23 protein-coding genes are annotated in these 26698 nt (G+C 44.1%); 14 read left to right on the top strand and 9 right to left on the bottom strand.

Annotated elements, in window-relative coordinates; genetic code table 11:
• The first annotated feature begins 43 nt into the window (after positions 1 to 43).
• Genes ABWW54_RS10170 through ABWW54_RS10140 form a run of 7 tightly spaced genes read left to right on the top strand, consistent with a single transcriptional unit; the run spans position 44 to position 6232 of the window.
• A complete protein-coding gene (locus ABWW54_RS10170) occupies positions 44 to 1624 on the top strand; it encodes a GspE/PulE family protein (protein ID WP_353412142.1) in 1581 nt (526 codons plus the stop codon).
• Positions 1625 to 2647: a type II secretion system F family protein gene (locus tag ABWW54_RS10165; protein ID WP_353412141.1), complete on the top strand. Its 1023-nt coding sequence runs from the start codon at positions 1625 to 1627 to the stop codon at positions 2645 to 2647. It abuts the gene before it with no gap.
• A 14-nt stretch (positions 2648 to 2661) separates the two neighbouring features.
• Positions 2662 to 3093, top strand: a complete 432-nt coding sequence (locus tag ABWW54_RS10160; protein WP_353412140.1) for a type IV pilus modification PilV family protein — start codon at positions 2662 to 2664, stop codon at positions 3091 to 3093.
• Positions 3090 to 3581, top strand: a complete 492-nt coding sequence (locus ABWW54_RS10155) for a PulJ/GspJ family protein (protein WP_353412139.1) — start codon at positions 3090 to 3092, stop codon at positions 3579 to 3581. The genes ABWW54_RS10160 and ABWW54_RS10155 overlap by 4 nt, the downstream gene beginning before the upstream one ends.
• Positions 3547 to 4389, top strand: a complete 843-nt coding sequence (locus ABWW54_RS10150; protein ID WP_353412138.1) for a pilus assembly PilX N-terminal domain-containing protein — start codon at positions 3547 to 3549, stop codon at positions 4387 to 4389. The genes ABWW54_RS10155 and ABWW54_RS10150 overlap by 35 nt, the downstream gene beginning before the upstream one ends.
• 26 nt (positions 4390 to 4415) lie before the next feature.
• Positions 4416 to 5348 carry a hypothetical protein gene (locus tag ABWW54_RS10145; protein WP_353412137.1) on the top strand — a complete coding sequence of 311 codons (933 nt, stop codon included), beginning with the start codon at positions 4416 to 4418 and terminating at the stop codon, positions 5346 to 5348.
• The gene (locus ABWW54_RS10140) at positions 5345 to 6232 is read left to right on the top strand and encodes a hypothetical protein (RefSeq protein ID WP_353412136.1); all 888 of its coding nucleotides are present in this window, start codon (positions 5345 to 5347) and stop codon (positions 6230 to 6232) included. Before ABWW54_RS10145 ends, ABWW54_RS10140 begins: the two co-directional genes overlap by 4 nt.
• Before the next feature lie 41 nt (positions 6233 to 6273).
• Here ABWW54_RS10140 and ABWW54_RS10135 read toward each other — a convergent pair whose 3' ends face one another.
• Together ABWW54_RS10135 and ABWW54_RS10130 are read right to left on the bottom strand one after the other, a co-directional pair.
• Positions 6274 to 7818 (bottom strand): S1 family peptidase, encoded by a 1545-nt coding sequence (locus ABWW54_RS10135; protein ID WP_353412135.1) that lies wholly within the window; start codon positions 7816 to 7818, stop codon positions 6274 to 6276.
• Positions 7819 to 7997: 179 nt separating this feature from the next.
• Positions 7998 to 8579 carry a transglutaminase-like domain-containing protein gene (locus tag ABWW54_RS10130; protein ID WP_353412134.1) on the bottom strand — a complete coding sequence of 194 codons (582 nt, stop codon included), beginning with the start codon at positions 8577 to 8579 and terminating at the stop codon, positions 7998 to 8000.
• 77 nt (positions 8580 to 8656) lie between these two features.
• Here ABWW54_RS10130 and ABWW54_RS10125 point away from each other — a divergent pair, with 77 nt between their 5' ends.
• Together ABWW54_RS10125 and ABWW54_RS10120 are read left to right on the top strand one after the other, a co-directional pair.
• Positions 8657 to 9907: a DUF819 family protein gene (locus ABWW54_RS10125; RefSeq protein WP_353412133.1), complete on the top strand. Its 1251-nt coding sequence runs from the start codon at positions 8657 to 8659 to the stop codon at positions 9905 to 9907.
• 723 nt (positions 9908 to 10630) lie between these two features.
• Entirely contained in the window at positions 10631 to 11614 is a 984-nt protein-coding gene (locus ABWW54_RS10120; RefSeq protein ID WP_353412132.1) for an SGNH/GDSL hydrolase family protein, read from the top strand.
• A gap of 89 nt (positions 11615 to 11703) precedes the next feature.
• Here the strand turns inward: ABWW54_RS10120 and ABWW54_RS10115 are convergent, their stop codons facing one another.
• On the bottom strand, positions 11704 to 13116 hold the full coding sequence (locus tag ABWW54_RS10115) for an alpha/beta fold hydrolase (protein ID WP_353412131.1): 1413 nt from the start codon (positions 13114 to 13116) through the stop codon (positions 11704 to 11706).
• Between the two features lie 275 nt (positions 13117 to 13391).
• On the opposite strand from ABWW54_RS10115, the gene ABWW54_RS10110 reads away from it, so the two are divergent.
• Positions 13392 to 14906, top strand: a complete 1515-nt coding sequence (locus tag ABWW54_RS10110; RefSeq protein ID WP_353412130.1) for a LytR/AlgR family response regulator transcription factor — start codon at positions 13392 to 13394, stop codon at positions 14904 to 14906.
• A gap of 19 nt (positions 14907 to 14925) precedes the next feature.
• Here ABWW54_RS10110 and ABWW54_RS10105 read toward each other — a convergent pair whose 3' ends face one another.
• The 3 genes from ABWW54_RS10105 to ABWW54_RS10095 all read right to left on the bottom strand — a co-directional run bounded on the left by ABWW54_RS10105 (position 14926) and on the right by ABWW54_RS10095 (position 19421).
• Positions 14926 to 16545: an ATP-binding protein gene (locus ABWW54_RS10105; RefSeq protein ID WP_353412129.1), complete on the bottom strand. Its 1620-nt coding sequence runs from the start codon at positions 16543 to 16545 to the stop codon at positions 14926 to 14928.
• Positions 16521 to 17228, bottom strand: a complete 708-nt coding sequence (locus ABWW54_RS10100) for a response regulator (RefSeq protein WP_353412128.1) — start codon at positions 17226 to 17228, stop codon at positions 16521 to 16523. The genes ABWW54_RS10105 and ABWW54_RS10100 overlap by 25 nt, the downstream gene beginning before the upstream one ends.
• A gap of 99 nt (positions 17229 to 17327) precedes the next feature.
• Positions 17328 to 19421 carry a TonB-dependent receptor plug domain-containing protein gene (locus ABWW54_RS10095; protein WP_353412127.1) on the bottom strand — a complete coding sequence of 698 codons (2094 nt, stop codon included), beginning with the start codon at positions 19419 to 19421 and terminating at the stop codon, positions 17328 to 17330.
• Between the two features lie 402 nt (positions 19422 to 19823).
• On the opposite strand from ABWW54_RS10095, the gene ABWW54_RS10090 reads away from it, so the two are divergent.
• Entirely contained in the window at positions 19824 to 20186 is a 363-nt protein-coding gene (locus tag ABWW54_RS10090) for a hypothetical protein (protein WP_353412126.1), read from the top strand.
• Positions 20187 to 20304: 118 nt separating this feature from the next.
• Here the strand turns inward: ABWW54_RS10090 and ABWW54_RS10085 are convergent, their stop codons facing one another.
• Complete coding sequence (locus ABWW54_RS10085) at positions 20305 to 20661, bottom strand: hypothetical protein (RefSeq protein ID WP_353412125.1); 357 nt, start codon at positions 20659 to 20661, stop codon at positions 20305 to 20307.
• 440 nt (positions 20662 to 21101) lie between these two features.
• Positions 21102 to 22481 carry an L-serine ammonia-lyase gene (locus tag ABWW54_RS10080; protein ID WP_353412124.1) on the bottom strand — a complete coding sequence of 460 codons (1380 nt, stop codon included), beginning with the start codon at positions 22479 to 22481 and terminating at the stop codon, positions 21102 to 21104.
• 498 nt (positions 22482 to 22979) lie between these two features.
• On the opposite strand from ABWW54_RS10080, the gene ilvC reads away from it, so the two are divergent.
• The 3 genes from ilvC to ABWW54_RS10065 all read left to right on the top strand — a co-directional run bounded on the left by ilvC (position 22980) and on the right by ABWW54_RS10065 (position 25917).
• Entirely contained in the window at positions 22980 to 24458 is a 1479-nt protein-coding gene (ilvC, locus tag ABWW54_RS10075; protein ID WP_353412123.1) for a ketol-acid reductoisomerase, read from the top strand.
• A 178-nt stretch (positions 24459 to 24636) separates the two neighbouring features.
• Positions 24637 to 25152: a hypothetical protein gene (locus ABWW54_RS10070; protein WP_353412122.1), complete on the top strand. Its 516-nt coding sequence runs from the start codon at positions 24637 to 24639 to the stop codon at positions 25150 to 25152.
• Positions 25153 to 25374: 222 nt separating this feature from the next.
• Positions 25375 to 25917: a hypothetical protein gene (locus ABWW54_RS10065; RefSeq protein WP_353412121.1), complete on the top strand. Its 543-nt coding sequence runs from the start codon at positions 25375 to 25377 to the stop codon at positions 25915 to 25917.
• A 366-nt stretch (positions 25918 to 26283) separates the two neighbouring features.
• On the opposite strand, the gene ABWW54_RS10060 is transcribed toward ABWW54_RS10065, so the two are convergent.
• Positions 26284 to 26697 carry a chromosome partitioning protein ParB gene (locus tag ABWW54_RS10060; RefSeq protein ID WP_353412120.1) on the bottom strand — a complete coding sequence of 138 codons (414 nt, stop codon included), beginning with the start codon at positions 26695 to 26697 and terminating at the stop codon, positions 26284 to 26286.
• Position 26698 lies beyond the last annotated feature (1 nt).

Genomic DNA, 26698 nt, shown 5'->3' with positions numbered 1-26698 from the left:
TTTAATTCTGACCCTCACGATAGAAAGTGACATACTCTTGGCAATGAATCAAGCACTCAACTTAGCCGTCATTGAGCTTTTAGAAGCCAGAAATACCTTATCGCTAAAATCTCTCGAACAAGTAAAAAATGTTCCCGACGTTACGGCACCCAATCAAGGTGAACTTCGTAATTTAATCAATTCCGGTATCATTCCTGAGCTCGAACTCGTTCACTGTATCAATGCAATCAGTGGCTTTTCTGTGATGGATCGTGATCACTTTCCACTATCGGCGTTACCTGAGTCAGTTGGCTTATCTCGTTTTCTTAAAGATCATGAGTCTATTCCTGTTTCTATCAACAATGGTTCACTCGATCTTGTGATGAGCGACCCAAGTAACACCTTTATCATCAAGATAGTTGAAGCTAAGCTAAACTGTCGTGTGCGACCCTGTATTGGAGTTAGAAGCGATATTGTGTCGCATTTAAACCAGTTGTATCGCGACACTCAAGATTCGACGCGCGCTGCGTCAGTCCAAAATCAAGACACGCCTTCGGACCTTGATAGTGACTCGCCACTGATACGGGACATACATAAATTACTGCAAAGCGGTGTCAGCCGTGGCGCATCTGACATCCACTTTGAACCATCCAGCGCCGGACTGGTTGTGCGGTTTAGGGTAAACGGATTGTTGGAGACCGTTCAGAATTTTTCTAAAGACGATCGCCCTCGTGTTATCGCTAGGCTTAAACTAATGTCCAAATTAGACGTCACCCAAAAACGCCTGGCACAAAATGGTCGCTTTCAATTTCCGGCCAACGGACGAACGCTGGATTTTAGATCCTCGACACTTCCGCTGCATAATGGCGAGAGTATTGTTCTAAGAATACTTGAAGCTCAGCTCGGAGAAGCGCCTCTCAAGGAGTTGGGTTTCAGGCAAAGTGTGGTTGATAGATTAACTCATGATGTCAATCTTCGCCAAGGACTTATACTTGTCACGGGGCCAACTGGCTCAGGTAAAAGCACCACCCTATACTCGCTATTGAGTATGCTAAACAAGCCTGAACTGAAACTGATCACTATCGAAGATCCGGTTGAGATAAGTCTTAGGAACACCAATCAGATACAAGTAGACGAAGAACATGGAGTGGGGTTCGCCGCTGCGTTAAAATCAGTTTTAAGACAGGACCCTGATGTCATTATGGTCGGGGAAATAAGAGACTTAGAAACGGCTCAGCTGGCGGCTCAAGCTGCCTTAACTGGTCATTTAGTGCTTGCAACACTGCACACCAATTCAGCAATAGCCGCGATGGCGCGACTTCGCAACCTAGGCATACCCGATTTTCTGATAGACAGCTCATTGCGAGGAATACTAGGCCAAAGATTAATTCGAAAAGCCTGCGTGGAATGCTGCGCAGTAAGTGAAAATGGATGCCGACAATGCAACGGAACCGGGTTTTCGAGAAGAACGGTAGTCGCTGAGTACTTACCATTTAGAGAGCATCATACATTGCAAACGCCAGTCAACGAGCTAAACAATCAGCTCTTAGATGGTATGACCATGCTTTCCGATGCGAACCGACTTTTGAGTGACGGCCTAACCACCGAGCAAGAAGTCCATAGAGTGCTTGGAATTTATGTCTAAATGAACTACTCGCACTCTTTTGCTCAAGATTTATCGATACTTTTGAAGACAGGCATGCCTCTTCATGCCGCACTTGAACTGCAATATCAGCACCATCCTGACACACTCTTTAAAGCCACGCTCGGTAACCTTTTATCGGTTGTATTAGACGGGCAACCGTTAAGTGAGGCTCTTAGGCAACACCCAAATTTATTTGGGTCCTACTTTATAGGAATGGTTAAAAGTGGCGAAGCCAGCGCTAATTTACCAAGCGTGTTATCTAGACTGGCTTCACAATTAGACAGGGACATCAAACTAAAGAAACAAGTTACTTCGTCTCTTGTCTACCCCACTATTCTGGTCACAGTCATGTTTATCAGCCTGATCATCATCTTTTCGGTGGTTATACCTCAATTTGCTGAGTTATTTGAAAGTTATTCAGAACGGCTGGATCTCGCGACTCGTGCGATCCTTAGCTCCGCGTATTTCTTTGAACAATGGGGGGCTTGGATGTTACTTGGTAGCAGCGTTATTGTATTAGGTGCCTATACCTATCTAAAAAAGCAGGGAAAATCACTATCCCAATGGCTTATTGTTAATACACCCTATGTAAAGGAGCTCTACGCTGAAATTGACTATTCGCGGTTCAGCCTTAGCTTATCTAATCTACTTGACTCTGGAATTGGACAAATCGAAGCACTGCAAATAGCAAGTCAAAGTGTCAGCATTGAGGCTCATCAAAAACAAGTCGCAGCCCTTGAAGCGAATTTAAGAAATGGTCAGACACTCGGCTCGTGTTTTCCGGCCTTGCATGGAATCAACCCGCTGTATGCGCACAGTATTCTTAGCGCAGAACTCGCTGGAGAATTACCCAAGGCATTAGAACACGTCGCAACTCGGATGGAAGAAAATGTGACAGAAAAAGCCGCGCGACTCGCACAGATTATGGAGCCCCTTCTCGTGATAATTTTGGGGTCGGTTATCGGAGTCATCGTCTATGGTCTGTTTTCGTCTTTACAAAACCTTGGAAATTTCTCATTTTAGTGTGATGCGTCTAAATGCGATGGATTAGACAACAACAAGACGCATTTACACTGATTGAACTTGTGATTGCGTTATCGATCCTAACTCTGGCGATAGCGGGTGCCGTGAAATTAAGTGGCGTGGGATTAACTCAACTGAATCAAACTAGACTGCATCAACAAGCAAGCTATTTCGCCCACGGTCATTTGACGTCCTTAATGCACACAAATCATTTAACTGAGGGAGTTCACTATGGCCACTATTCGAACCAATTTCAATGGACATTGCTGATCTCCCAGATCAAAAACGGCAAGGCTTTTTCCGCCGACCTAACCGTGTCTTTTGACGCACGCAGCCTACAATTTCATACCCTCATTTTCAAACCGTCTAGCTCGAATAACGAACCGGCACTGACACCGCAAGAACAGAGCGAGTCAGCATCAGAAGCTAGGTTTCGGCCGCAATGAATAGCCAAAACGCAAGACAATCAGGATTCACCTTACTCGAAATGCTGATCGCTCTCACCTTGTTTGCCCTGCTCATAGGCCTCGGGTATCAAGCGCTACTCAACATTGCCTTGAGTCAAAAAAAAATAGCACAACACACGGCGCAGCAGACTTCGCACGCAATTGCACACCGCACGATACGACAACTTATTCGTTCTAACGCGGCCATCTCTGGCAGCACACAAAGTCTTACATTCCAATTTGATGGACATGATTCGCCTAACTACGTGAATGAAAAATTCCTAACAATTTCAATCCATCAAAATAAGCTTATTCGTACTGGTTCAACAAACGCAATTCTCTTGTCGGGAATAGATTCAGCGATCTTCAGTTATCAACACAACGGGCAACGACTATCTAACTGGAAACAAAAAAAGCAACCGGACTCAATACAAGTAAGCTGGACCGAAAACGATGAAGATCATTACTGGGAATTTTCAACCCCATGATGCTATGAGTTATCTACGTACACGGCTTCAAGGGTTCGCGCTCATTTCAGCATTGTGGTTCGCTGCCATATTGACTGTGTTAAGTCTTGCGATATCACGTGCATACTTATCAAATACAAAGCTCATCATTGATGATATTCAACGAATACAAAGCGACCTTTTGCATGACGCCGCACTCAGATATGCCGCCTTAGTCATTGTGGAGCCAAAAGACAAAGTATCGGCATCGGGGATTAATAACCATCGGTTCATTTACCCTAATCCTTTATTTCCTGTGCAGGTCGTAATCCGAAACGAATCTTCATTTATAGATCTTTCGAAAGTAGATCACAGCGACCTCGACGCCATATTTGAAAACTTAGGGCTGAGTCTAAGTCCTATTCGAGCGCTGCGGTCGTTAACCAATGATGAAAGACACTTAGTCTCTTCAGATAATGAAAATTTAAATTTCAGATGGCTACGAAAACACGTAAAGGATGATGACAAGGCATTTAATTCCATCGTCCAACACGCAACGTTTTATAATGGGAGTGGGCAGATCAACCCGTATCTTGCAAACCCTAAACTATTAAAGGCATTGCCCAATTTTAAAGAGACTGAGTTAGTTAGCTTAATTGAAATGAGAGATAAGAGCACACCAGATCTAATATCAAGAGCGATTAATCACCCTATGTTCAGTAATCGTCTATCGGGTTTTTATCGGGTTACAACAACGATAGAGGTAGGTGATAATAAAGAATCCAAAACACGTATCATTCGAATATCCAATGTAAACAATGATCTGCTTGAACTTGTCGCAGAACTTTAGAGGCCTTGCTTAAGCATCTTTTTATTATGATTCAACAACTCGATGATTTTTTAGCGTGGTGGTGGAGAGGCTTAAAATCGCCCTGGCCCAGCAAGAGAATTACCAATATAGCCAAATATGATGTCAGCCAACAAACTGTTGTCAATGTCAGCGATCCAAAAAAGCCCCACTACATTCAGGTATCGTCTGATAGCGTCTTATCTGCGCCCATTCCTTCACCCTTGAAGGCAGACCAACTTAATCCACCAAATAGCGCCAGTTCATCTCTTGATGACATCATACAGTCTGCTTTCCCATTCATGCCGCACGAGGTCTACGCTACGATTTCAGACAATCATATTCTGGCCGTTCTAAAACAAGATGTGAACATGGCATTAAGTAAGGCAAAAGATGAAAAGTTACTCGTACGTGGGTTAGCGCTGCCTTATGGTGATGGTAACGCTTTCGTAGCTCTCCCTGACTTTGTCGACGAAAAGCACCCACATAGGATATTCTTTAGCAGCCTATTTTTACTTTTTTGCCTCACGGTAACAGTGCTCTACAATCAAGTTCGAAATGAGCAAACGCGACTACAGAGGAACTCAGATCGGCTCGACGCAATCAGTAGCCAGGCGTCCGTTGCCCCCTATCCAAGTCAGTTGACTTCGCCGGACGGAGTTCTTGCGCAGCAAGTTTCTTTAGCCCTTAAGGAGACATCAAACAGCCTTAATGAAGATACGTCACTCGAACAAATTTCAATTGAGTATTCTGCATCACATTTAGTCCTTATTTTAGACGCAAACTCCAGCAGTGCGGCGGCTCAGCTTACGTCTCTTGAACAAAACGACAACTTTACTCGAACCAACTTCGTTGGTTCTATATCATCCACTCCAGGAAAGAACATTGAGCGCTACCGACTGAAAACTTTCTATACCTTAAAGAAACAGGGTATTGATTCAAATGCAGAGGCCGTTCGATGAGTCACTTAACGAACCAACGAAACACAAAATACGCCTACCTTTTACTAGTGTTTCTTATCCTGATGATAGCGCTTAGTACCAACAAAATGGTCAGCCAGCTCGCTTATTTACAAGATCAGAGTTCTTCTATTGAGAAAAAAATATTAGAACAACAAACGCGACTAAATGCCAAGATTGCCAATCAAAATGCAGACACTAATCGATTGTCCAACTGGGTATCTCAGGGGTATTTTCTGACGCAAGTGAGTCCAGCCGAAGCCGCCGAATCGCTGCAAGACATAGCGAAGAAAGCACTTGAATCTGCGAGTGCAAATTTATCTTTGATGCAACCGGATAAACAAACATTAGACAACCAAGATGTAGCTCACAACCTCGAGCTTAGCTTTAACCTTTTTCCTCAAAATTTTGGCCTGATGCTAAACCAGTTAACGTTATCTCGACCCACCGCATTAGTTAAATCCTTATCGTTAAGAAAGCGTCAGATTAACAACAGATTACAATTAGAGGCTCTGGTACGATTGTCACTCTATTCGTCCGATAGAGCGATTAAAAATCTCCCCGATGTTCAGCTTCCATCACAAGACTATACATCCGAAAATACAGCCTCAGCAAAGGCCAGCCCAGAGTTAATAGGGCTTTTCAACCCTAAGTATCGTCAACGGCATCTATCCGGCGAACTAACCGGCTACCGAATATCAGCAATCAGTCTGGCTGAGACCAGCAAAACTCTAATGCTAGTGGACGAACACACTAAGCAAAGAATTCGCCTGACTTTGGGAGATTCTTTGAATGGGTGGAGACTCAAAAACATTCACGCTGAAAAAGCGATTTTCACTAAAGAAAAAGTAAAGGTTGAACTACGTCTTCAACATGAGAAAAAGTGATCAATTATGCTATCAATACGGCCCTAAATTACTCTTAGTAACTAACCACCCAACTGCTCATCATATCTAAAACGGCCTCTGACTTTTCCTCCAGTGGAAGCACAAACTTGCTCAAAAGAACCCTCGATCACATCATATCCATGGGTATCATTTTTAACCATTCGTGAAATTGTAAACTGTCCATCCTCAGTTTTACATTCATGTCCATTATCAGTAAACAAAAGCCCTGGTAAAGAGTTGTCACCAAATACAGATATCTCAGAAATCGGATGATAGGTTTTAAGTTCTAAATCATCATAGGGAAACACTTCTTGTGGAGTTCTTATCCAAAGCTCAAGTGTTCCAACAGGAATATCAACCAAGAAGTTAACTTCATCGTGCCCGAGTTCTTGATAAACAATTCTATTAGCCGTAGATGTGTAGGTAACAGTTCGATTTCCAATAAGGGTGTCCTTTTCATTGCCTCGAGCCACAATGACAATATTCGTGCCCGAGCCAGATATCGGCGGAAGCTCGGGAAACGGGATAAAAGAATCAGGATTGACTAGAGGCGTAACAGAAGCAGTTGTTTCCGTATTATTGTCGAGCAACAGCCCCAAAATCGGTGCCATGACCACATTAGCGTTCTCAGTTGTATTTACGAACCGCGTATTGGGAGATTCAGACTTTAAAAAGTCGGTCATCTTAGACAGTCTTGCGTAAGTCTGATTTCCTCGATTAGACTCACAACGAGTCAATCCGAAGCTAACCGTGCCGACAGCCACCCGCTGCCCTTTTATCGTCAAATACAAGGGAGAGCCGCTGTCACCACTGCAAGATCCTCGCCCGTCACTCCGAAAGCCAGCGCACATCATGCTTTCTCTGATCGGGGTAATGCCAGCCAAACTACTCCAAATGCTGTTGCATTGACTATTGGTGATTATCGGCGCTGACACTTTCTGGATGACCGTTGGGTTGGTTGCGGGATTGGTTCTAATTAATCCCGCGCCGATCACGGTGCCGGTTTCCCCAACAAACTCATCATCGCCAACATGAACTTTTACGAGGCTGCCAGAGGCGCTGCTGCTAAGAGTGAGCACAGCGACATCATTCTCAGAGGTACTGGAGCGATACCCCGGATGATCGGCGACCCTACTTACTCGAACCAAGTCAGAAGCCGTAATTTGATCATTGAAAGAATAGAAACTCGGGATAACAAAATACCGTCCAGCTGAAAATTGAGCACAGTGCGCGGCGGTTAACACTTTATTTGATGCAATTAATGCCCCACCACACACGCCGATGATATTCGTGCCACCATCAGTTATCAAAACCAGAGCGTGTTCTCTAAATTCGCTTCTCGACGCGTTACTCCCGCCAATAATATAAGGGGACACCGTTTGCGCTTGATCAAATTTGGGCTCTATCCTTAATCGATGATCTAACGATGCGGGAAGCGCCACTTGAATGGGTCTCATTGGCATCCCCGTAACCAACGATTCTTGGTATTCCGCCAGAGAAAAGCCAGTCGTCATCAATGCTTGGCCTTGAGCCGAAGAAAAAGCGAGTGCGCAAAAAGCGAATAAAACGAAGCGAAAGTTTTTCATTCCTAAAAGATTCCCAATATATCTATTAATTACTAAAAGCCGCAGCAGGATCGATACAACCAGATCGGACAATCAACTGAAAGAGCAAAGTGGTTGGCCCTTCATAGAAGTCCTTTTCAGGCGGCGAGTATACGCGAATGAGATTACAAGTTCACCTAAGCTTTAGCGATTAAGGATTCTTACCCTTCAATCGCAATCGCGATTGAATCTGGCAAATTCCCTTCTACGTCTCTCCAACACGTTGACTGTAATAAGACTTCAGTGACGACATCTAATGGCTCAGCATACAGACTGCTGCGCTTGATCTCGCCTTCACCGTCGCATTCGAACGCAAAGCAATCACTATCAAGCGAAAACTCCACGTTAATGTCTTCCCGATTTCCCCGAGCATCAATCAGCCTCCATCCACGCTCTTTAAGGTAAACAGCATTTAGACCATGTAAGCCATAATTCGACCCGCCTAGACTAACTCGTTGATAAGCAAGTGCCGCGGGTATGTCGTTAGCCCTAAATAAGGCGGCTAGCAAATGACTTTTTGCAAAGCAGTAACCTGTTTTATGAGTTAGAACTTCTGACGCTAACGTGGTCACTGGGTTTAGTTTATGATCGCCACTGTGAAAAATTTGATCTCGAACATACTCGAAACAAACCTTTGCAATATCGTTTTTGTTTTCCAGACCAATTGATAATGAGCGTGCGCATGCCGCAACATTTTCGCTACGCCAATCGATGAAGGGTGTCGATTTAAGATACTTGTTCATGGTCAATAAGATTACAACACACCTCAACGCATAGATACAGATTTGAGTCTAGTGGTCGTCACTGATAGGATTGCCCGATGGAAAATTCTCATGCACTCATCACCAACGACGCCGTTATCTTCGGCATGCTGTTGGCAATACTCGCTTTTGTTTTTTATACGTCTAATAGCAACAACACAAAGCTTAGAAAATTTTACAGCTTTGTACCCATGCTTTTGCTCTGCTATTTTTTGCCTTCCTTACTAAATACCTTTGGCATTGTCGATGGAGAAAACTCAAACCTCTATTTTGTTGCGTCAAGGTACCTACTACCAGCTTGCTTAATTCTGCTTACTCTAAGCGTGGATCTGAAGGAAATTGCCAAGCTGGGCTATAAACCTTTGGTGATGTTTTTAACTGGGACAGTGGGCGTGATTTTGGGGGGGCCACTCGCCATACTAATCGCCTCTTGGATTGACCCCAGCTTAGTTGGTGGCGCCGGCCCCGAAGCTGTTTGGCGCGGGATGACAACGGTAGCCGGCAGCTGGATAGGAGGCGGTGCGAACCAAGCCGCAATGTACGAAGTGTTTAATCCAAGCGACAACCTGTTCGGGATTATGATCACCGTGGACATTATTGTGGCCGAAGTCTGGATGGCATTTTTACTGATTGGAATTGGAAAGAAAGATAAAATCGATGCTTTCTTTAAAGCGGATTCGAGTTCAGTCACCAGATTACAGGAGAAAATGGAAGCTTATGGTGACAGCATTTCTCGAAACCCAAGCACGACTGATTTAATGGTTATGCTGGGTGTTGCATTTGCGGCGACGGCCTTCTCGCATTTTGGCGCAGATAATATTGCTCCTTTGATCAAAGAAAACGCGCCAGCATTAGCCAAATTTAGTCTCACGTCAAAGTTCTTTTGGCTGATTGTCATCGCCACCACAATCGGCGTTATCTTATCTTTTACTAAAGTCCGAACCTACGAGGGAGCCGGTGCTTCCAAAATTGGGACTATATTCATCTTTATTTTGGTTGCCACAATTGGCATGAAAATGGACATTAGAACGTTAGGAGATCACCCAGGTCTATTCGCGGTAGGTGGGATTTGGATGCTCTTCCATGTCGTATTACTGGTGGTGGTTGGTTTGCTCATCAAAGCCCCCTATTTCTTCTTAGCAATAGGAAGCAAAGCTAACATTGGGGGCGCAGCTTCTGCGCCCGTATTAGCCGCCGCTTTTCATCCAGCGCTTGCCCCAGTTGGCGTATTACTCGCTGTTTTCGGCTACGTACTTGGAACTTATGGAGCTTGGCTCTGCGGTCTTATAATGCAAGCCGTCGCGCCCTAGGCCATCGTTGCCGACAGGCGTTTGCAAAAACATTGACAACATAAAATCGAACTCATTCGAGTGAGTACCCCTTTCGCTAATCTGACCGTCAATGGTCATCTCGAATGAGTTCAATATTAGGTAAGCCAAACTTACCCGGTAAACAGCAGCTTGGCTCATGATTCTTTGATTTCAAATAACATGCCAAGCATGCTATCTCAAAACAAAGTTAATTTGATCGCCTGACTACTTAACTCACTCAATACTCACAGTTCACACATAATTCCACCAAACTTACAGGTGGATGCTGGATGATGGAATCACGAACAATCAACTGCATCAGTCTTGAGGACGGGTGAGAATGAATCGTTTCAAGTTGACGTTGTCGACGCTCATAAGAAGCAAATACAATCAGACAATCACAGAGATCTATCTCCCTACTTAGGCGTCACAGACAGACTAACTTGGCTAATATTTACGTGATCACTAGTTCAGAAAGTAATCAAAATCAGTTATCTGTACGTATTAAAATGAATTAAACTCTACACGAGTCTAAAAACTAGGCGACTCCTAAGTAAACACTTCTGATCCGTTTAGAACGTGATTACCTAGGTCGGGTAATAAGAAGTCCCGTTGCTGGATGAATACATTATTGATGGTTAGGAACCAATCAGGGCAAATATCAAAAACCTACTTTTAATTATATTTACATCGGCAACGATGATTGTCATTGGCGAATGTACTATGAGAATCGCATTTGAAGAAATCGATTACCTTAGACCGACCCTCATTTCACACCCTCACCTTCGTCATGCAATCCAACCTCACAGCTCAGGCCACGACGCTTGGGGTTTCAGGAACGAGCGCGTTCCAATCAGCACTGAAATATTAACGATTGGCGACTCGTTAACCTATGGCGTTGCAGCGACAGCTGATGAGTCATGGCCTTCTTGGTTACAACGCTTGTCTGGAAAAAAAGTCTACAACTTAGCACTGGGCGGGTTCGGCACCTCTGACTACGAGTGGCTACTTAAACACAAAGCCTATCAATTAAAGCCTAAGACGGTATATATCGCCATTTACCTAGGGAATGACCTCTACCGAAAGCAAATAGGCAACGAAAAGCGAGCACAAAGTCCAACGATCCAACCTCCCTCACGCTTTCAAGGTTGGGCCGGTTTGGTTAGAGAGTACTTATCTAGAAATAGCATGCTCTATCAGGTGACAAAGCTTAACCTCTCTCGGCTAGCATACCGCCTTAAGTCAATGACAACTAATCAGGGAAATACAGCGTTAATACCGCTACATTTTAAGCACATAAATACAGTCCTTACTCCTCGCCGCTTTCCTCATGAAGAAGATGAGATCAAACTGGGGATGTCTCGAGCAACCAACGACACAAAGCGGATGATGACGGAATGTTCAGCACAACCCTATGATTGTGTATTTTTAATTTTACCCACCAAGGAGTCTGTCTACTACGATCTGGCGCGAGAGGCACTCAGCGCAACCACATTTGATCCAATTAGAACCCAAGATCGTGCCGAATCAATCATGCGAAATGAAATCTCCTCGGTCATTAATGAGAGAGGATTCGTGGTTATTGATTTACTACCAAGCATGAAAAACGCGGCAACGCTTAACTCTTTATACCCTGAAAACGACGATGGCCATCCGAACGGAACAGGATATAGGGTCATAGCTAATGCCATCGCCCAAACTCTCTGATCAAGCGAATTAATAACAAGGGAGCTCCTAGGAACGTTGAAGACGCTCGATCAAAAGAGCTCCTCCCATCAGACTTATTCAGAGACCTCCTACCATGGCAAATCAACGTTAATCGTCGTTTTAGTCAATGCTTCTCCACGCATGAACTCATTCATGGTTTGTGCAACTTCTGGGGAGGTCATAAAAAGATTATGACCGGCGTTTATCACGTCCACCACCTGTCGATTCTTCAAACCTGACGTTGCCTCCAATTGGCTTAAGGGATAGATCCTACCGTCTAGACTTCCTCGCAGCACTAAGGTGGGAATGTCACTTACCGGCGCAGAGCGAAAGTCTTCGCCCAAATCCAAACCTGGTATTGCGCCAGTCAAATGAATGCTTGAATTCAAAAAGCTTCCCAATAGAGAGGTCTTCGCCTGCGACATTATTTCCGCGTAACGAGCCTCACTTTGCCCTGAAGCCAAGTCCATCGCTACCGGCATAGCTCGAAAACTAATTGGTGCAGTAACGTCACCAAATCTTTGCATTACCTCGGCTAACGGGGCCGTGTAACCTTGTTCAACCGCGAGATACAACCGCAACATTCTTAGCGCTCCGTCGGGGTCAGATATAGTCGCAGCCAGCATTTGTTGTAAGTCCCTTTTGACGAGTAAAACCTCCACCTCGTCTTCACCTGAACGCACATTCAAACGTAATGGCTGTGAATCAAGCCGAGAATGCACTCTTCGAACGAGAGATTTGATGTCTGGCAGCTGCTCTTTGAGTTTGCTGTCGCTATTAATCGCCTCCTGTAAACGATCAAAGTACGCATCTGTTCGTGCCGGCATTTTAATGGTTTGATCCAGCCCTTCTACCGTGGCAATCATAACCCTATCAATGCTATCACCAATGTATTTCAGTGCGGCTAAAGCTAAATGGCTACCATACGAAATTCCCCATAAACTTATCTTTTTGGCGCCTAAGTGAATTCTTAAATCCTCCAAATCTCTGGCGCTTTCGACTGTCGTGTATCCGTGAATATCAACACCCTGTTTTTTCCATTTGCCTAAACATTGCTCTAAGGCAAGTCTCTGAAGTTCAAAGTAAGCTTCATCCGTAGTCGCCTCAGTCAGTGGCACTACGACATTTGACTGGCAGTGAGGTATGTCATTTGATTTTCCAGTCCCTCTTTGATCCAATGCAATCACATCGGCATGTTTAGTCATTTCCATAAAAAGAGAGAACCTCCGGTACTTGGCCGTTTGAATCCCCGATCCTCCAGGCCCTCCAGAGAGGTACACGATCGGCGCGCCGGGTTTTTTAGATGTCGAAGGAAATCTAACGTAACGAATGGGTATCTTGCGGCTATCAGGCTCACCGCGATTTTCAGGCACATAAAACTCTCCAGCAAACGCAGCAGTCGTTTTACCGGACGCTGATTCGAACACGATGGCCTCCTCTGCCTCAACTGCTTCGCACATAACAAAGATTGAAAATACTAGGACTAAATATTTATTGAACATGGCATGCTACCTTTTGAGAGTTAATCTAAAATACATTGGTCTTCAACCATTCGATCTTGAAAAGCGTTTGACGTTTCCGATAAGCCTCATACTTTAAATCGCTTGGCACAAAGGTAGATTAGATCGCCACTTGAATTACTTCGATAAGAAATACGGCAACGGGCATGCTTTTTCGCTAAGCGGCACGATTAGGTAAGCCGCTTACCGTTGAACGGAACCTAATTCTCGGTGAACGGTGACTGCAAATAACAAAAAATACGACTATTATTTATTCAATGTTAAAAACATTATTTTTGTCTCTGATACTGCTGTTCATACTGAGCTTCATCGCTCCACCCAGTTTTGCCCAACACCACATCAGTACGCTCATGATAGTGTGTCCTAGCCTATCGAACGATCATCGAATTCCGGACTTCAAAAATCCGAATTGTGAAGAGTCTAGTTTCTACACGCTCAAACCACAAAACAGGCAGATTTGGGTCAAAGCGAATCTCGTCTATTCTCCTGACAGCTCAATAGAGAGTAAGCCAATGGCCTTATTTTGGGCAGGAAAGGCATCAAGTCACATTTATCTTAACGGCACGTTGGTGGCAAAAAATGGTGACCCGTCTACCGACAAAAAGTTCGAGAACCCCGGCAAGATGGATTTTGTGGCGTATGTCGCTCCCAGTTTGTTGAGACAAGGCAATAATGAGCTTGTATTGCGAATGTCCGCGCATCATGGATTTCTGAATTTGGGTGCGCCCTTACATCAACTCTCTATTGACGATTACAGTTCACCAAAGCTGTTACTGCTGAAACACTATTGGCCCTCTTTAATCCCGCTCGGAATTCTCTTGTTGGGTGCGGCCTACTTTGGAATCTTAGGACTGAAACTAACACGTCCAGCGCCCTATTTCTTTTTGCCAATGACGGCCGTGTTTAGCGCGGGTCAACTCTGTGTTGAAGTGATGCGCGCTTTTTACACCTACGCCTATCCCTTCCACGACGTGCGCCTCGTTCTAATCCTACTTATGTCGCTAGGGTTTGGTCTTTGCTTATTTGGTTATATTCTTTACTCCCTAAATGCCAGATTCGGACGACTGCTATTCGCTGGAATCAGTGTACTAACATTGACGGCTATTTTCACTGTTCAGGGCTTTGACTATAAATCAGCCATTGCTCTTGGTTTTCCATGCATAGCGAGTCTTGTCGTTAGCTGCCTATACGCATTTAAAAAACGCACGAATGCCCCAATTTTAGCGGCGGCACTTTTGATATACATAAGTACGCTTATTTGGGCACCGAACGATTTTCTAGATATCTATTTTTTCTATTTCGTCTCTGCATTTGTATTCTTTCTGTTTATTCAACAATTGAAAATATCGGAAGAAGAACGCCTTGAAAGCGCACAGGAAAAGGCGCGGGCCGACAAATTACAGTTAATCATTGATCAAAACCAATCGCAGGAAGAAAGCCGTTACCTGACTGTAAGGGGAGCTAGCACGACTGAGCTCGTTAAGATTTCAAACATTGCTATCTGCAAAGGTGCAGGTGACTACGTTGAACTGATACTAACGAACAAGCGCACAATATTACATAACGAAACATTGGCTGAACTAGAAAATATTTTGCCCTCCTCCTTTTTACGCGTACATCGCTCGTACATTGTAAATACCTCATTGATCGAAAAAATAGAACGGAAAAAATCGGGGGTTGGCGTTTTGACACTCACCGATGCAGGGACAATTCCCGTCAGTCGCAGAATCATGCCCAGTGTGCGAGAACGCGTAGAATCAATAGCGACCTAATGGTATGAATAATTGCAATTCAACCATGCAGACTGATTGGTGACCAGCATATGGAAAACCTCGCGCGCCCTAAATCAGACTTCTCAACCGTGACTTTTCCTTTATGCCACTTTGTGATTTGGTAAACGATGGCTAAACCCAACCCTAAACCATTGTTATGATCTCGCTGGTCGTTTCCAAGTTGCGCGTATGGTTGCATAATTCTATCGACGTCTTTTTCATCAATGCCGTGCCCATCGTCCTCCACCCTCAAGCAATACCTATCTTGCGCCATAAAGTAACTCACTTTTACGAACGACTTAGCATGTCTGGCAGCATTGTTTAACAAGTTGGAAAGCGCTCTGACTAGGGCCTTATCATCAACGAATTGGGTGTTGGTCAACAAAGATTCATCGATCTTAGTCTGAAATTCTAAGTCACCGTATTCAAAGTCAAACTGTTCAACTTCCGCGAGCACCGTTCTCGCAAATTCTGTATGCTTAAATTGCTTGATGTCGGTAGATCGGGTGTAGCGGGAATGCAGCAAGGTTTGATTTATCAGGTAATCCAATGCATCTATGCTGTTATTAATTGTGCTGCGGTATCGCGTCGCTTCTTCAGGAGTACAATCGCCTGAATCGAGAATTTCATTAGCGAACCGAAGTCTTGCGAGAGGCGTTCTCAAATCATGAGCCACCGCATTTGTAAGCTGTTGATTGGCGCTGATTAACTGTTGAACGTTGTCAGCCATTTGATTAAATGAGCGACCAATGTCGGCGGCGAATGAACCGCTCTTTATTTCAACCCTCGTATCGAGTTGACCGGCACCAAATGCCAACGCACTGCGCGTCAGCTTTTTGTGATCTCTCCAAAGTGGCCATAACCAAAGCGACACCCCTATAGCCAAGGCCAAAAAGAATATGGCAATCACCGTGACGATCAGGAAAGTAAGGTAAAGCGCCGCCTGCAACGGATACAATACAACGTACTGCAGCTCGCCTGTCGGTACAACAAAAACCTCATTGTCATCCTCATCTCGATACCAGGACCACCCAGCGTCGCTAAATGTATTGAGTTTAATGTCAGGCGACCGCGTATGAAACTCATCGACTGAGACTAGTTCAATTCTAAACCCATACAACTCGGCAAGATCGGCTACTTTGCGTTCGAGATCAGAACCTCTAAGATTTTCCAACTCCATTTTCACTAAAAACAACGAGCCACTGGCTGATCGATAAACATCCTGTGTCGGCGTTTCATCGATAGCCATTGTAACCACTAAATCATGGCGACCAAGTTTGTATGCGAGCACGTTACCGTCTCCGGCAACTGAAACCACTTCTCCTTGGTTCAGGCGTCTAATTTTTGATTCAGATGATGTCAACTCATTTAGCTCTCTGAGCCTTATTTCCATCCCAAACTTTTCTGCCAATTCTTCAAAACGCAGCCTCAAATCTTCATCACTCACGCCATCTAACTTTTGCTCTAATTGCCGGAATGTGCCCAAATACACGTTGGAGAAGATTTCCTCATTAACCTTGTCAGAAATTGCCCTTAGCGGTCCGTAGCCATCAGAGATAACCAAAAAAATTAACGGAATCATGCCGAGCAAGCATAATTTTAGCAGCGCCTTAATCATGATAAGTCTGTTCCCAGACACAAAAGGTATCCTTTTCCGCGCACCGTTTTAATACTGGTTGACTTAGCCACGTTCGCTAACTTCTTACGCAACCTCGAAATTCGCCTGTCAATCGAACGGTCAAGACCGTCATACTCGAAGCCACGCAACTCTTGAACGATCGTATTTCGATCCACTACCTGCCCGAGATCTTGCGCCAACAAAATCAATAGTTCATATTCAGAAGACGTTAACTCGATTTCTTGACCGTCGGCTGTAACTCTGCGGTTATTCACATCGATCTTGAGTTGACCAATGGAGATCGCCTCCTGGTTTGCTTTATTTGCTGTTTTTTTTGTTTGTTGAAGTCTACGCAGAAGCGTACGTATTCGTGCCAATAAAAGCCTGGGTTGCACAGGCTTAATGATGTAATCGTCAGCCCCTAATTCCAGGCCGAGCATGTGATCCATGTCATCATCCAATGCGGTAAGCATTAGCAAAGCGCCATCAAACTTTCCTCTTACCTCGCGGCAAACATCCATGCCATTTGCCCCTGGTAACATGATGTCCAGTATGACCAAATCCGGCTGCTGACTTACAATCTGAGCAATGGCTTCTATCCCATCGGAAACGATACTAACGCGATATCCGTTCTTCTCGAGATAATCATGCACCAAACTAGCAAGTTCTTGGTCATCTTCAATCAGTAGTATTGAATTATTCATCTGAATTTTGTCGGTTACATTCTGTTCGGGTATAACGATTATGTTAATGACCAAAGCGACTAAACGTCAGTGGGCCGCTCTGGCGTTTTCAATGACGATCTAAAAATGCACTTCTACCCCTATTGACGGTATCGCCCCCTGGCTAACGGACGTGGATACAGGAACATTGGAGCCAAAGCCAGCCGGAGGTTGATTTAACACGTCCACACCGTTGGGCGCAAAATCGTACCCAGATACGTTTTCTCTGCCATATAGATTGATGATATCAGCATAAACACTCCAATAACCCCATGCTTTTTCTTTCTTGTATTGAACCCTAAAGTCTAGACGATGATAATCAGGCGTTGTTTCCGAATTACGCTGCCCGTAGATTGGTTCCAATACTCGAGAATTCAATGAATTACGTGCAACGTCAACAATTGGCGTATAACGATCTCCAGTCTGGAATTTCCATTTAACTCCGAAACTCCAGCGATCGCTTAAATGGTAGTTTGCGACCAAGTCAAACATGACGGGACGATCATAGTCAAAGGGTATGGTTTCATTGTTAATTAGGTCCGTTCGTTCCGCCTTACCCAAACTCAGAGCCACCCAGCCATCCCACTTTCCAACCCTATCTTTATTAACCATCAATTCGACACCGTAGGCTTTTCCCGAAGCCCGGTTTGTGTAATTTTTATCGAAATCTGGGTGCAAAGGATCCGTAACACTGATAACTAAATCAGAGATATCCTTATAGTACAAATCTGTTTTCCAGCTCCATCCATGTCCTAAAGATTGCCCAATTCCCCAGACAAAATGATTGGCCTTTATCGTTTCTAAGTTAGGGTTTCCAATATCTGGAGCAATGTATTCAAGGTCTGGTAATTGAGAATACTGCCCTAACGCGATGTAGGTACTCCATTGATCATCAACTTGATAGTTCCAACGAATACGTGGCTCGATCTGCGTATCGTCTAAATAGTCATCAGACGAATAATGCAACCCAAACGTCAACTCCTGCTTATCACTTAGTTTGAATAGATCTTCGACGTACGCGGTTAGGCGCGTTACTTCCACTTGATTGACATAACGTTGAATCGTTACATCCGTAGTCGAACAGTTCGCGTCAAAATCGGAGCAGCTAACAAATTTTTGATTAGCATCGATATCGTAGGCATTGTCCTCGTAGATTAAACCAGCCTTAATGGTATGCGAATTCAGCAAGGATACAGAGTAGTCTCCTCGCACGGATGTTCTATCCACATCCGTTTTAAGATACTGATTTCCCCCATAGAAAAAATCAGACTCTTCTGTCATATTCGTTGCTAGCAAACTGAAGCTACTCAATCCGGTAGCCGACTTCCATTTCCAGTTCAGCCCCTGGCTATCAAAACTCTCTGAGTAATCGATGGCGCCAGCTAAATCTGGATCCACAAGTACGTCATTATTGTTGTCGGTTAAACGCGCTCCTGCTTCATCACTTGACCCCGCGGCCGTAAACGACAGGCGATTTCGATCATTGACTTCCCATACATACTTTGCCTGATAGTCACTCGATGAGGGCGAGTCTTCAATGATTACACCGTCATTTTCTTCTGTTAGATCTTCCTCCTTGGCTATCTTATCTAACATACTTTGCCGAGCAGAAACGTAGAATGCCTGATTATCAGAAATACGACTCTCCATTAACACCGCCGCCTGCAAAAAACTTAACGAGGCCGTGGTTTCAAAGGGCACGTTCTTAGGGTCTCTAAGGCGCACATCAATAACGCCCCCTGTTGCATTTCCATATTGACTTGAGAACGCAGCTGGATGCAATTCAAAATCACGGATTACGTACTTGTTGAAAATACTATTACCCCAAACATGATAAAGATTTCGTGCAGGAACCATATCAATATAGAACGCATTATCACCTGGTCCCGACCCTCGGATAACCGGTTCGCCATCATCAGAGAAAGTCACCCCGGGCATTGAAAAAACGGCCTGAAGTGGATCTTCGACGGCTCCAGCAACTCCGAGAAGTCGTTCTGTCTCAACACTAACTTGAGTATTATCTCGAGCGTCTCCCCACTCTCCTATCGTGACAATCTCAGTAAGAGTCTCATCAGGCACCAACGTTTGACCATTTACTGCATTGCTAGAGCCTAGGCAACACATAACAACCGCTGTCGTTTGAGTGAGCCGATTACTAATTATTTTGTAAGCCATAAATCCTATTCCACTATTCGCTTGGCAACCAACCTGGCTGCATAAATAACCTCTATAGAATAGGAAACACAGGCAAAGGAGTCTGTGGCCTTAATGGGACTAAGTGTGACCAAAGAGCGTTAACGGACAAAACAAGCGCATCACGTTTTACTTGTTTAAGCGACTTTTTCAAAATAAGGTGGGAGCTAAAACATCAGAAAGTCGTAAATATTAACAATAAACGGACTAATCTAAGACTAAAGTCCATTGCCTATTAAGACAAACCGACATAGGGTGTAAGTATTAGATTGAATTATGTTTATTGGAACGGGTAGGTCACATTAAACATTAAGGAGGCGACTGGAAATGCCCCCTGACGTATAACCTAGGGACAGAATCAATTAAGTGGGCGACAGGTAAAGAGTGAAGAGAACCGATACAATCGATCAAGTAATTTCTAAGCTAGCTGAATTAAAAAACACCGAACAAGATGGTTCGGTAGTACTATCCGAAGAGGTTTCAATAAGGAAATTGGCCGCACTTTTTGAAGAAGCAAAAAACCACGAATCTGAAGAAACAGCAAAAGAGCTATTCATTCAAGCTGGGTATGGTTGGGTCGGTGAATTGGACCAAAATGAAGTACAAGCCATGGCGGAACTAAGCAACTTCAAACATGACGAGCTTTTTCACATTCAGCAATCTTCCACAGGAACTTCTCAAGCACATATTCAATTCAGTGAAGAAGAATTTATGAATTTGATACCAGTGAATGCCTATTTTCACTAGCAAATCTAAAGCGCACCATTGAATCTAGAAGTGTGTTGCACCTACTCGATAATTGTCATGCTCTGAGCCTGCATATTAATCGCTCTACTCTCAATCACTCTGAATGTTCTAACCTGTTTCACGAGCGAGTCAACCCTAAAGAGTATAAATTATAGGGTTCACCCAACTCATTAACCCCAGCCGCCACAGCAATCAGAATAAATCCATCTTTAAGCATTCTATTCACCTCTTCTGCACTGGATGTGGTTTGTACTTTAGCTATCTGCGTTGCATCGTACGAGGCACTATGGAGCATTGGGGTCAGACTAGAGTCGGCGCCAGAATTAAATGTGGAGACTACGTTGCCTATTCGGATAAGCTTTTCATAAGCAATATCTAACGCTCCGGTTCTTTTAGACACATTATCAACAACCACTGCTCCGATCATCCCCAGAATGAAAAACGGCCATAAACTCTGCTGTAACACCTTACTCATAATTCGGGTCTCTTTTATAGGTTCTGTAGCTGCCAAACTAGCTACATTCAATCAACACCCAAAGAGTCTCATAAACCAATAACGCTTGGCCTGAGCGTTAAGTGGAAAAAATATGATGGTTTTATGATGACGTTTTATTTATTAAAAATCAAAAACTTAAAACCCATACCATCGTCTTTTTATACAGCAGACCGTCGTAACAAAGAAGCTGACATGTAAATATGAACAGTACAAGACAACCCCACTTTCCCTTGTCAATCAAACACTAATTCGATATTCAGAATAAGATCGTCAATACAAAAAAACCTTTCCTAAGTATTACTGAATATCGTATTCAGAGCGACACGGCCATCAAGGATATCGACGAACTAAACACAACAAAACATCGAGCCATCCTAGAGCGATCAAAAATACAGTTATCCAGACTCATCAACGTTTAGCTAACACTCAATCACACTTACCGCTAACCCTCCTAACGATGTCTCCTTGTACTTTGTCTGCATATCAGCGCCAGTATCTCGCATTGTCTGAATCACTTTATCCAATGAAACAAAGTGTTGACCATCCCCTCGACTGGCAAGGCGGGCAGAGTTAATTGCTTTGACGGAGGCCATTGCATTGCGTTCGATGCACGGTACCTGTACGAGTCCACCAACCGGGTCACAGGTTAACCCCAGATTATGTTCCATTGCGATTTCCGCGGCGTTCTCTACCTGGTCGGGAGAACTACCCAGAACTTCGGCCAGCCCGCTTGCTGCCATCGAACAGGCAGAGCCAACTTCTCCTTGGCAACCTACTTCGGCTCCAGAAATGGAAGCATTCTTTTTAAATAAGCTTCCAATGGCTCCAGCCGTCAACAGGAAATTAACAATGCCGTTTTCGTCAGCTCCGGGTACAAACCGAACATAGTAATGCAACACAGCAGGCACAATTCCAGCCGCGCCATTCGTAGGCGCCGTCACCACTCTACCTCCAGCGGCATTTTCCTCATTCACAGCCAAGGCGTATAAATTCACCCAATCCATCACAGTCAATGGGTCACGCAAGGCTGCTTCGGGGTTAGTGCACAATGTGTCATAAAGTTGAGATGCACGGCGTTTTACTCCTAGCCCCCCAGGAAGAATGCCCGTCTGCTGACAGCCACGTTTTACGCAGTCTCGCATCGCGTACCATATCTCAAGCAACCCTTCTCTCACCTCTTCTTCAGAACGCCAAACTTTTTCGTTCTCCAACATAAGTTGACTGATACTCAGGCTATTTTGCTCACACAAATTGACCAACTCTTCGGCGGAATTAAATGGATACGGAAGCTCCTTTTCATCCGCTTCTTCTACCGGGTTCTCAATTTCCTCGAGTGTTAATACAAACCCACCCCCGATAGAAAAGTACGTCTGTTCAAATAACACATCATGATTGTCGCTGTAAGCCGTGAAAACCGCTCCGTTACTATGCTGTGGAAGCGCGTCATAGCGATGAAGAATCAGATCATCCTCCTCGTTAAATAACACCGAACCACCTTTAGCCAATTCTAACCGCTTGGATTCACGAATTTTGGACACCATGGGTTGCACTTGATCAACGTCGATTTTTTCAGCGATTTCGCCTTGCAATCCGAGCAGCACAGCCACATCGGTTCCATGACCCCGGCCTGTAGCTCCCAATGAACCATACAATTCGACTTTAACCCGTCCCACATCGCTGAGTAATTTTTTTTCGGACAGTAACTCCACAAATGCATTCGCAGCTCTCATAGGGCCGATAGTGTGAGAACTCGAGGGCCCAATTCCGATGGTAAACAGATCAAAAACGCTGATATTCATGAAAGATTCCTAAGTGTCGACATTCTAATTCAGGACACTTGTTTGTGTCATTTTGGTGCAAAGGTAGTGTACTCGCTTATCTGGCGCTGCGCAGCCTTCATTCGCAAACCTAGTGCGACTCAATCATCCAAATTAAACTCTATGATGATCATGGACCGAAATAAGGCAAACAACTCCTAACACAGGAAAACTCTAGGGTTAAACGCTCAGAGTACTAACCTATGAATCCCAACGTCGCCTCGTTTGACGTAAATCACCCAGGTAGAAGAACCAAACCATCGCATTTAATTCTAATGTCCATAACAATGGCAAATTAAATTCAATTTTCTCCGCATAAATTCACATAATATCAACCATCATGATCACATCGAAAACCCTGATAAAGTCGCGTAAACAGTAAATTTCCGCACTTTTTTGCGTATTTTTAAAGCATGAAGTTTAAGTTTGTTTTAAAATTGCGCACCTTTTCTGGAAACTTACAAAAATTTGGAGCCAAAAGTGCGCCTTAATTATTTTAATACGTTGCCACTTCGTGTGCAGTTAGAAGAACTCGGCAAGTGCCGTTTCATGGGTAGCGATGAATTCGCTAACGGTGTTGATTACATTAAAGACAAGAAAATTGTCATCATCGGTTGTGGTGCTCAAGGCCTGAATCAAGGCTTGTGCTTAAAAGATTCCGGATTAGACGTCAGCTATGCTCTTCGTCCAGAAGCTATCGAGCAAAAGCGTCAATCTTTTCTAAACGCTACTGAGAATGGATTTGTTGTTGGGACCTATGAAGAACTTATCCCCACGGCAGACATCGTAATGAATCTTACACCTGACAAACAACACAGCCCAGTAGTTTCAGCTGTCATGCCCTTGATGAAGCCTGGTTCATGTCTAGACTACGCACACGGTTTCAATTTGGTGGAAGAAGGAATGCAAATCAATAAGGACATTACCGTTGTAATGATGTGTCCTAAATGCCCTGGCTCGGAAGTACGAAATGAATTCGTAAGAGGATTCGGCGTTCCTACTTTAATTGCCGTACACAGAGAAAACGATCCAAATGGCGACGGCTTGGAAATAGCCAAAGCCTTAGCGGCAGGTACTGGCGGTCATCGTGCTGGAGTATTGCAATCATCACCCATAGCTGAAGTTAAGTCAGACTTAATGGGCGAACAAACCATTTTATGTGGGATGCTACAAACTGGAGCGATACTTGGCTTCGACAAAATGGTAGAAGAAGGCGTGGAGCCTGGCTATGCTGCAAAGTTGATTCAATATGGCTGGGAAACAGTCACCGAAGCTCTTAAGCACGGTGGCGTAACCAACATGATGGACCGCTTGAGTAACCCTGCCAAAATACGGGCGTTTGAGTTATCTGAAGAGCTTAAAGAATTGTTACGTCCATTGTTTCAAAAACATCAAGACGACATCATGTCAGGTGAGTTTTCAAGCACCATGATGGCTGACTGGGATAATGATGACGTAAACCTCCTAAAATGGCGCGCTGAAACACTTGAAACCAATTTTGAGAAGCAAGCTCTGACCGACCAGGAAATACCTGAACAAGAGTACTTCGATAATGGCATCTTCCTCGTGGCAATGGTGCGCGCTGGCGTTGAGTTGGCCTTCGAAACCATGGTTGATGCTGGCATCATTGAAGAATCAGCTTATTACGAGTCACTACATGAAACGCCACTAATAGCGAATACTATTGCTCGCAAAAAGCTGTATGAGATGAACGTTGTTATTTCTGATACGGCAGAGTACGGTTGTTACTTATTTGACCAAGCGGCACGCCCCTTACTGGCTGAAAAAATCATGCCAAACCTGTCAGCAGAATTGCTAGGAAAAGGGCTAGCGAACAACAACGGAAGCGTAGACAACTCTCGTCTAGTAGAAGTGAACAGAGCACTGCGTGAGCACCCAGTAGAACTGATTGGAGAAGCTCTACGCGAACATATGCACGGCATGAAGGCAATAGTCTAATATTGCACCATAGCAGTGCGAATTTTTAGCACAATAAAGCCGGCTCATCATGAGCCGGCTTTTTTTTCGATGAATATTTGGCAGCATCTAATGCCGATTGATCACAATCCCGTTTCAATGCGGTTACAATAAAATTAGAATAGTTCACTAAAGTAATTCACAAGTTACCGTATTTAATATGAGCCAAGTTAACCTTAAAACTGATCTTTTACTCAACGCAATTCTAACTCATCTTAATCAACGCTTTTTTACTGACTCCAGAGATGCAGCTAAGACCTTGTTCAATCATATTGCTCAGGGAGAACGGATACCTTTTATGAAGTTCGACTTAGGTGAAAGTGGCGAAATGGTTTGTGAGCTGGAATTAGAAACGTCAGAATATATTGGAAGACTCAACTTTGGTAAGTTTAGACGTGGCTTAGCGCTTATGCTCCAAGGAATTCATCAGCGGTTAGAGGCAAAGGAGAGTCTCAACCCATTGAGCAGTGAAACTGGCGAACTGCTGTTCAACATTCCAGGTATTTTAAAAACCGACGATGGGGTAAATATCATGGTCTGCGGTTTTCGCCCGTTAGCCGCTGGGCTCTACTCGGTTAGATTAATGTACTTAGAACCCAAAGCCTATACCGAAGCGGCTGGATTAGATATGACCTCTATGGAGACCAACGACGACGGACCCGACAACCTCGACTAAAAAGCCACCTAACACGATTTATTCGATAACGCAAAATCCGAATCACCACATTGATCAGTATGATGTTACAAATTGATTGGTGATTCCCTATTTGAGTTGGCATATATTTTGCTTTAACTAGGTAAATTATAGTGAATCTTTGGCATTGCCCCAGATTTGCTGCGATTTACATTTTATTCGTATAGTATAATTTACGTTCAGCAATCACTAACAAGTAGGTCAATGGTGAATAATCTAATTAGGGGCGGGTTGGTCGCCATCGGGTTTGCACTAACCCTAGCAATGAGTGTGAGTGCAGCATACGCACAAGAAATGGGCTTCAGCGTTTGGGAAGTTGTTAATGATAACGAGTGTCGTGCTCGGATTACCTTTCTTGGAGCACGGGAATTTTTGTTTGAAAGTGGCGAACAAGTTGCCACCAAGTCCTACAAAATAAAGCCTTTTGGTAAAAAAGGATTTCACAAGTTCCACATGAGAACAACCTCTCATAATGGGGAAGTTAACTGCGCGGGCAAGCTCGGTGCAGGCCTCGGGGATCGACAGGACACCTTCATTCTATTTAATGACGCACTTAATGAAATGACGTTTTACGGTGCACCAAAACCCGATGCTAGCTTTAATATCATTTTTAGAAAAGTCGTCGCACCGGCCGAAGACGAACCGGTTGCTGAGGTTGAGGTTGCTCTTGACACCAGCACCGCTTCCGATGAAAACGCCACGGAATCTGAACCAGAGCCCGAGCCTGAACCTGAGTCTCAAGAATAAACAATTGAACGCCAAGACTTTTTAGCTAGCACGCACAGAAAACCTAGCCAGAACCGATGAAAAACCAAGTGTTTTTCGTTAACTATACCTATTGATAATTTGTTGCCAAAGACTAGTTAGGTGTGGCTTGAAGTCTACGCGCTCGTACAGACCCAAACCTTTTTACGCATCCGCTTAAGGTTGATCGTCAGAAAAAATAACGCACCAACCTCTTTTAGATGACCTTATGCCGTGTTCGGTTCAATCGAATAGCTGCCATAACGGACCACATTAAAAAGCCCGTCGACCAAAATCAAAACGGGCTCAACACACCTAACTATGGCGAGCATTACAACATAACGCCCTACCATTAATGCAATCTCAATTTTAGCTGTCTTTCTTAGCCTTTGACTTAGCTGCCTTCTTTGCCTTTGCCTTAGACTTATTTGTAGACGACTTAGCCTTTGCTTTAACTTTGCTCTTAGAGGTTTTACTCTTTACGGCACTTGTCTTGGATTTAACCGAGTCTGTGTTTTTCGAACTGACTTTAGATGTCTTTTCCTTAGCTTTAGCCTTGTTGTTTGACGCCTTGGTTTTCAAGGATTTCTTCGCTTTTCCAGGAAGCGCACGACAATGGGCCTTAGTTTTTTTACCGTTTTTATCAACCGACGACTTCCGCCAAGTACACGTACTGTTCTTGCCGCACACTGAATTGCTTAAACCAGAACACTGGCTTTGAGCGCTGACGGAAGAAAAAGAAAAACCCAGAACCAAGGTAACAATAACAATTCTAATAGACATA

Origin of the sequence: Arenicella sp. 4NH20-0111 (assembly GCF_040366405.1) — a bacterium.
Classification (GTDB): Bacteria; Pseudomonadota; Gammaproteobacteria; order Arenicellales; family Arenicellaceae; genus Arenicella.
Note: the sequence above shows the minus strand (reverse complement) of the source record. Positions and strands in the feature narration are given on the sequence as shown.

Bases quoted from the DNA above. Each gene is read 5' to 3' on its own strand.
- ABWW54_RS10170 (WP_353412142.1), top strand. From the start codon at position 44: ATGAATCAAGCACTCAACTTAGCCGTCATTGAGCTTTTAGAAGCCAGA.
- ABWW54_RS10165 (WP_353412141.1), top strand. From the start codon at position 1,625: ATGAACTACTCGCACTCTTTTGCTCAAGATTTATCGATACTTTTGAAG.
- ABWW54_RS10160 (WP_353412140.1), top strand. From the start codon at position 2,662: ATGCGATGGATTAGACAACAACAAGACGCATTTACACTGATTGAACTT.
- ABWW54_RS10155 (WP_353412139.1), top strand. From the start codon at position 3,090: ATGAATAGCCAAAACGCAAGACAATCAGGATTCACCTTACTCGAAATG.
- ABWW54_RS10150 (WP_353412138.1), top strand. From the start codon at position 3,547: ATGAAGATCATTACTGGGAATTTTCAACCCCATGATGCTATGAGTTAT.
- ABWW54_RS10145 (WP_353412137.1), top strand. From the start codon at position 4,416: ATGATTCAACAACTCGATGATTTTTTAGCGTGGTGGTGGAGAGGCTTA.
- ABWW54_RS10140 (WP_353412136.1), top strand. From the start codon at position 5,345: ATGAGTCACTTAACGAACCAACGAAACACAAAATACGCCTACCTTTTA.
- ABWW54_RS10135 (WP_353412135.1), bottom strand. From the start codon at position 7,818: ATGAAAAACTTTCGCTTCGTTTTATTCGCTTTTTGCGCACTCGCTTTT.
- ABWW54_RS10130 (WP_353412134.1), bottom strand. From the start codon at position 8,579: ATGAACAAGTATCTTAAATCGACACCCTTCATCGATTGGCGTAGCGAA.
- ABWW54_RS10125 (WP_353412133.1), top strand. From the start codon at position 8,657: ATGGAAAATTCTCATGCACTCATCACCAACGACGCCGTTATCTTCGGC.
- ABWW54_RS10120 (WP_353412132.1), top strand. From the start codon at position 10,631: ATGAGAATCGCATTTGAAGAAATCGATTACCTTAGACCGACCCTCATT.
- ABWW54_RS10115 (WP_353412131.1), bottom strand. From the start codon at position 13,116: ATGTTCAATAAATATTTAGTCCTAGTATTTTCAATCTTTGTTATGTGC.
- ABWW54_RS10110 (WP_353412130.1), top strand. From the start codon at position 13,392: ATGTTAAAAACATTATTTTTGTCTCTGATACTGCTGTTCATACTGAGC.
- ABWW54_RS10100 (WP_353412128.1), bottom strand. From the start codon at position 17,228: ATGAATAATTCAATACTACTGATTGAAGATGACCAAGAACTTGCTAGT.
- ABWW54_RS10095 (WP_353412127.1), bottom strand. From the start codon at position 19,421: ATGGCTTACAAAATAATTAGTAATCGGCTCACTCAAACGACAGCGGTT.
- ABWW54_RS10085 (WP_353412125.1), bottom strand. From the start codon at position 20,661: ATGAGTAAGGTGTTACAGCAGAGTTTATGGCCGTTTTTCATTCTGGGG.
- ABWW54_RS10080 (WP_353412124.1), bottom strand. From the start codon at position 22,481: ATGAATATCAGCGTTTTTGATCTGTTTACCATCGGAATTGGGCCCTCG.
- ABWW54_RS10070 (WP_353412122.1), top strand. From the start codon at position 24,637: ATGAGCCAAGTTAACCTTAAAACTGATCTTTTACTCAACGCAATTCTA.
- ABWW54_RS10065 (WP_353412121.1), top strand. From the start codon at position 25,375: ATGGTGAATAATCTAATTAGGGGCGGGTTGGTCGCCATCGGGTTTGCA.
- ABWW54_RS10060 (WP_353412120.1), bottom strand. From the start codon at position 26,697: ATGTCTATTAGAATTGTTATTGTTACCTTGGTTCTGGGTTTTTCTTTT.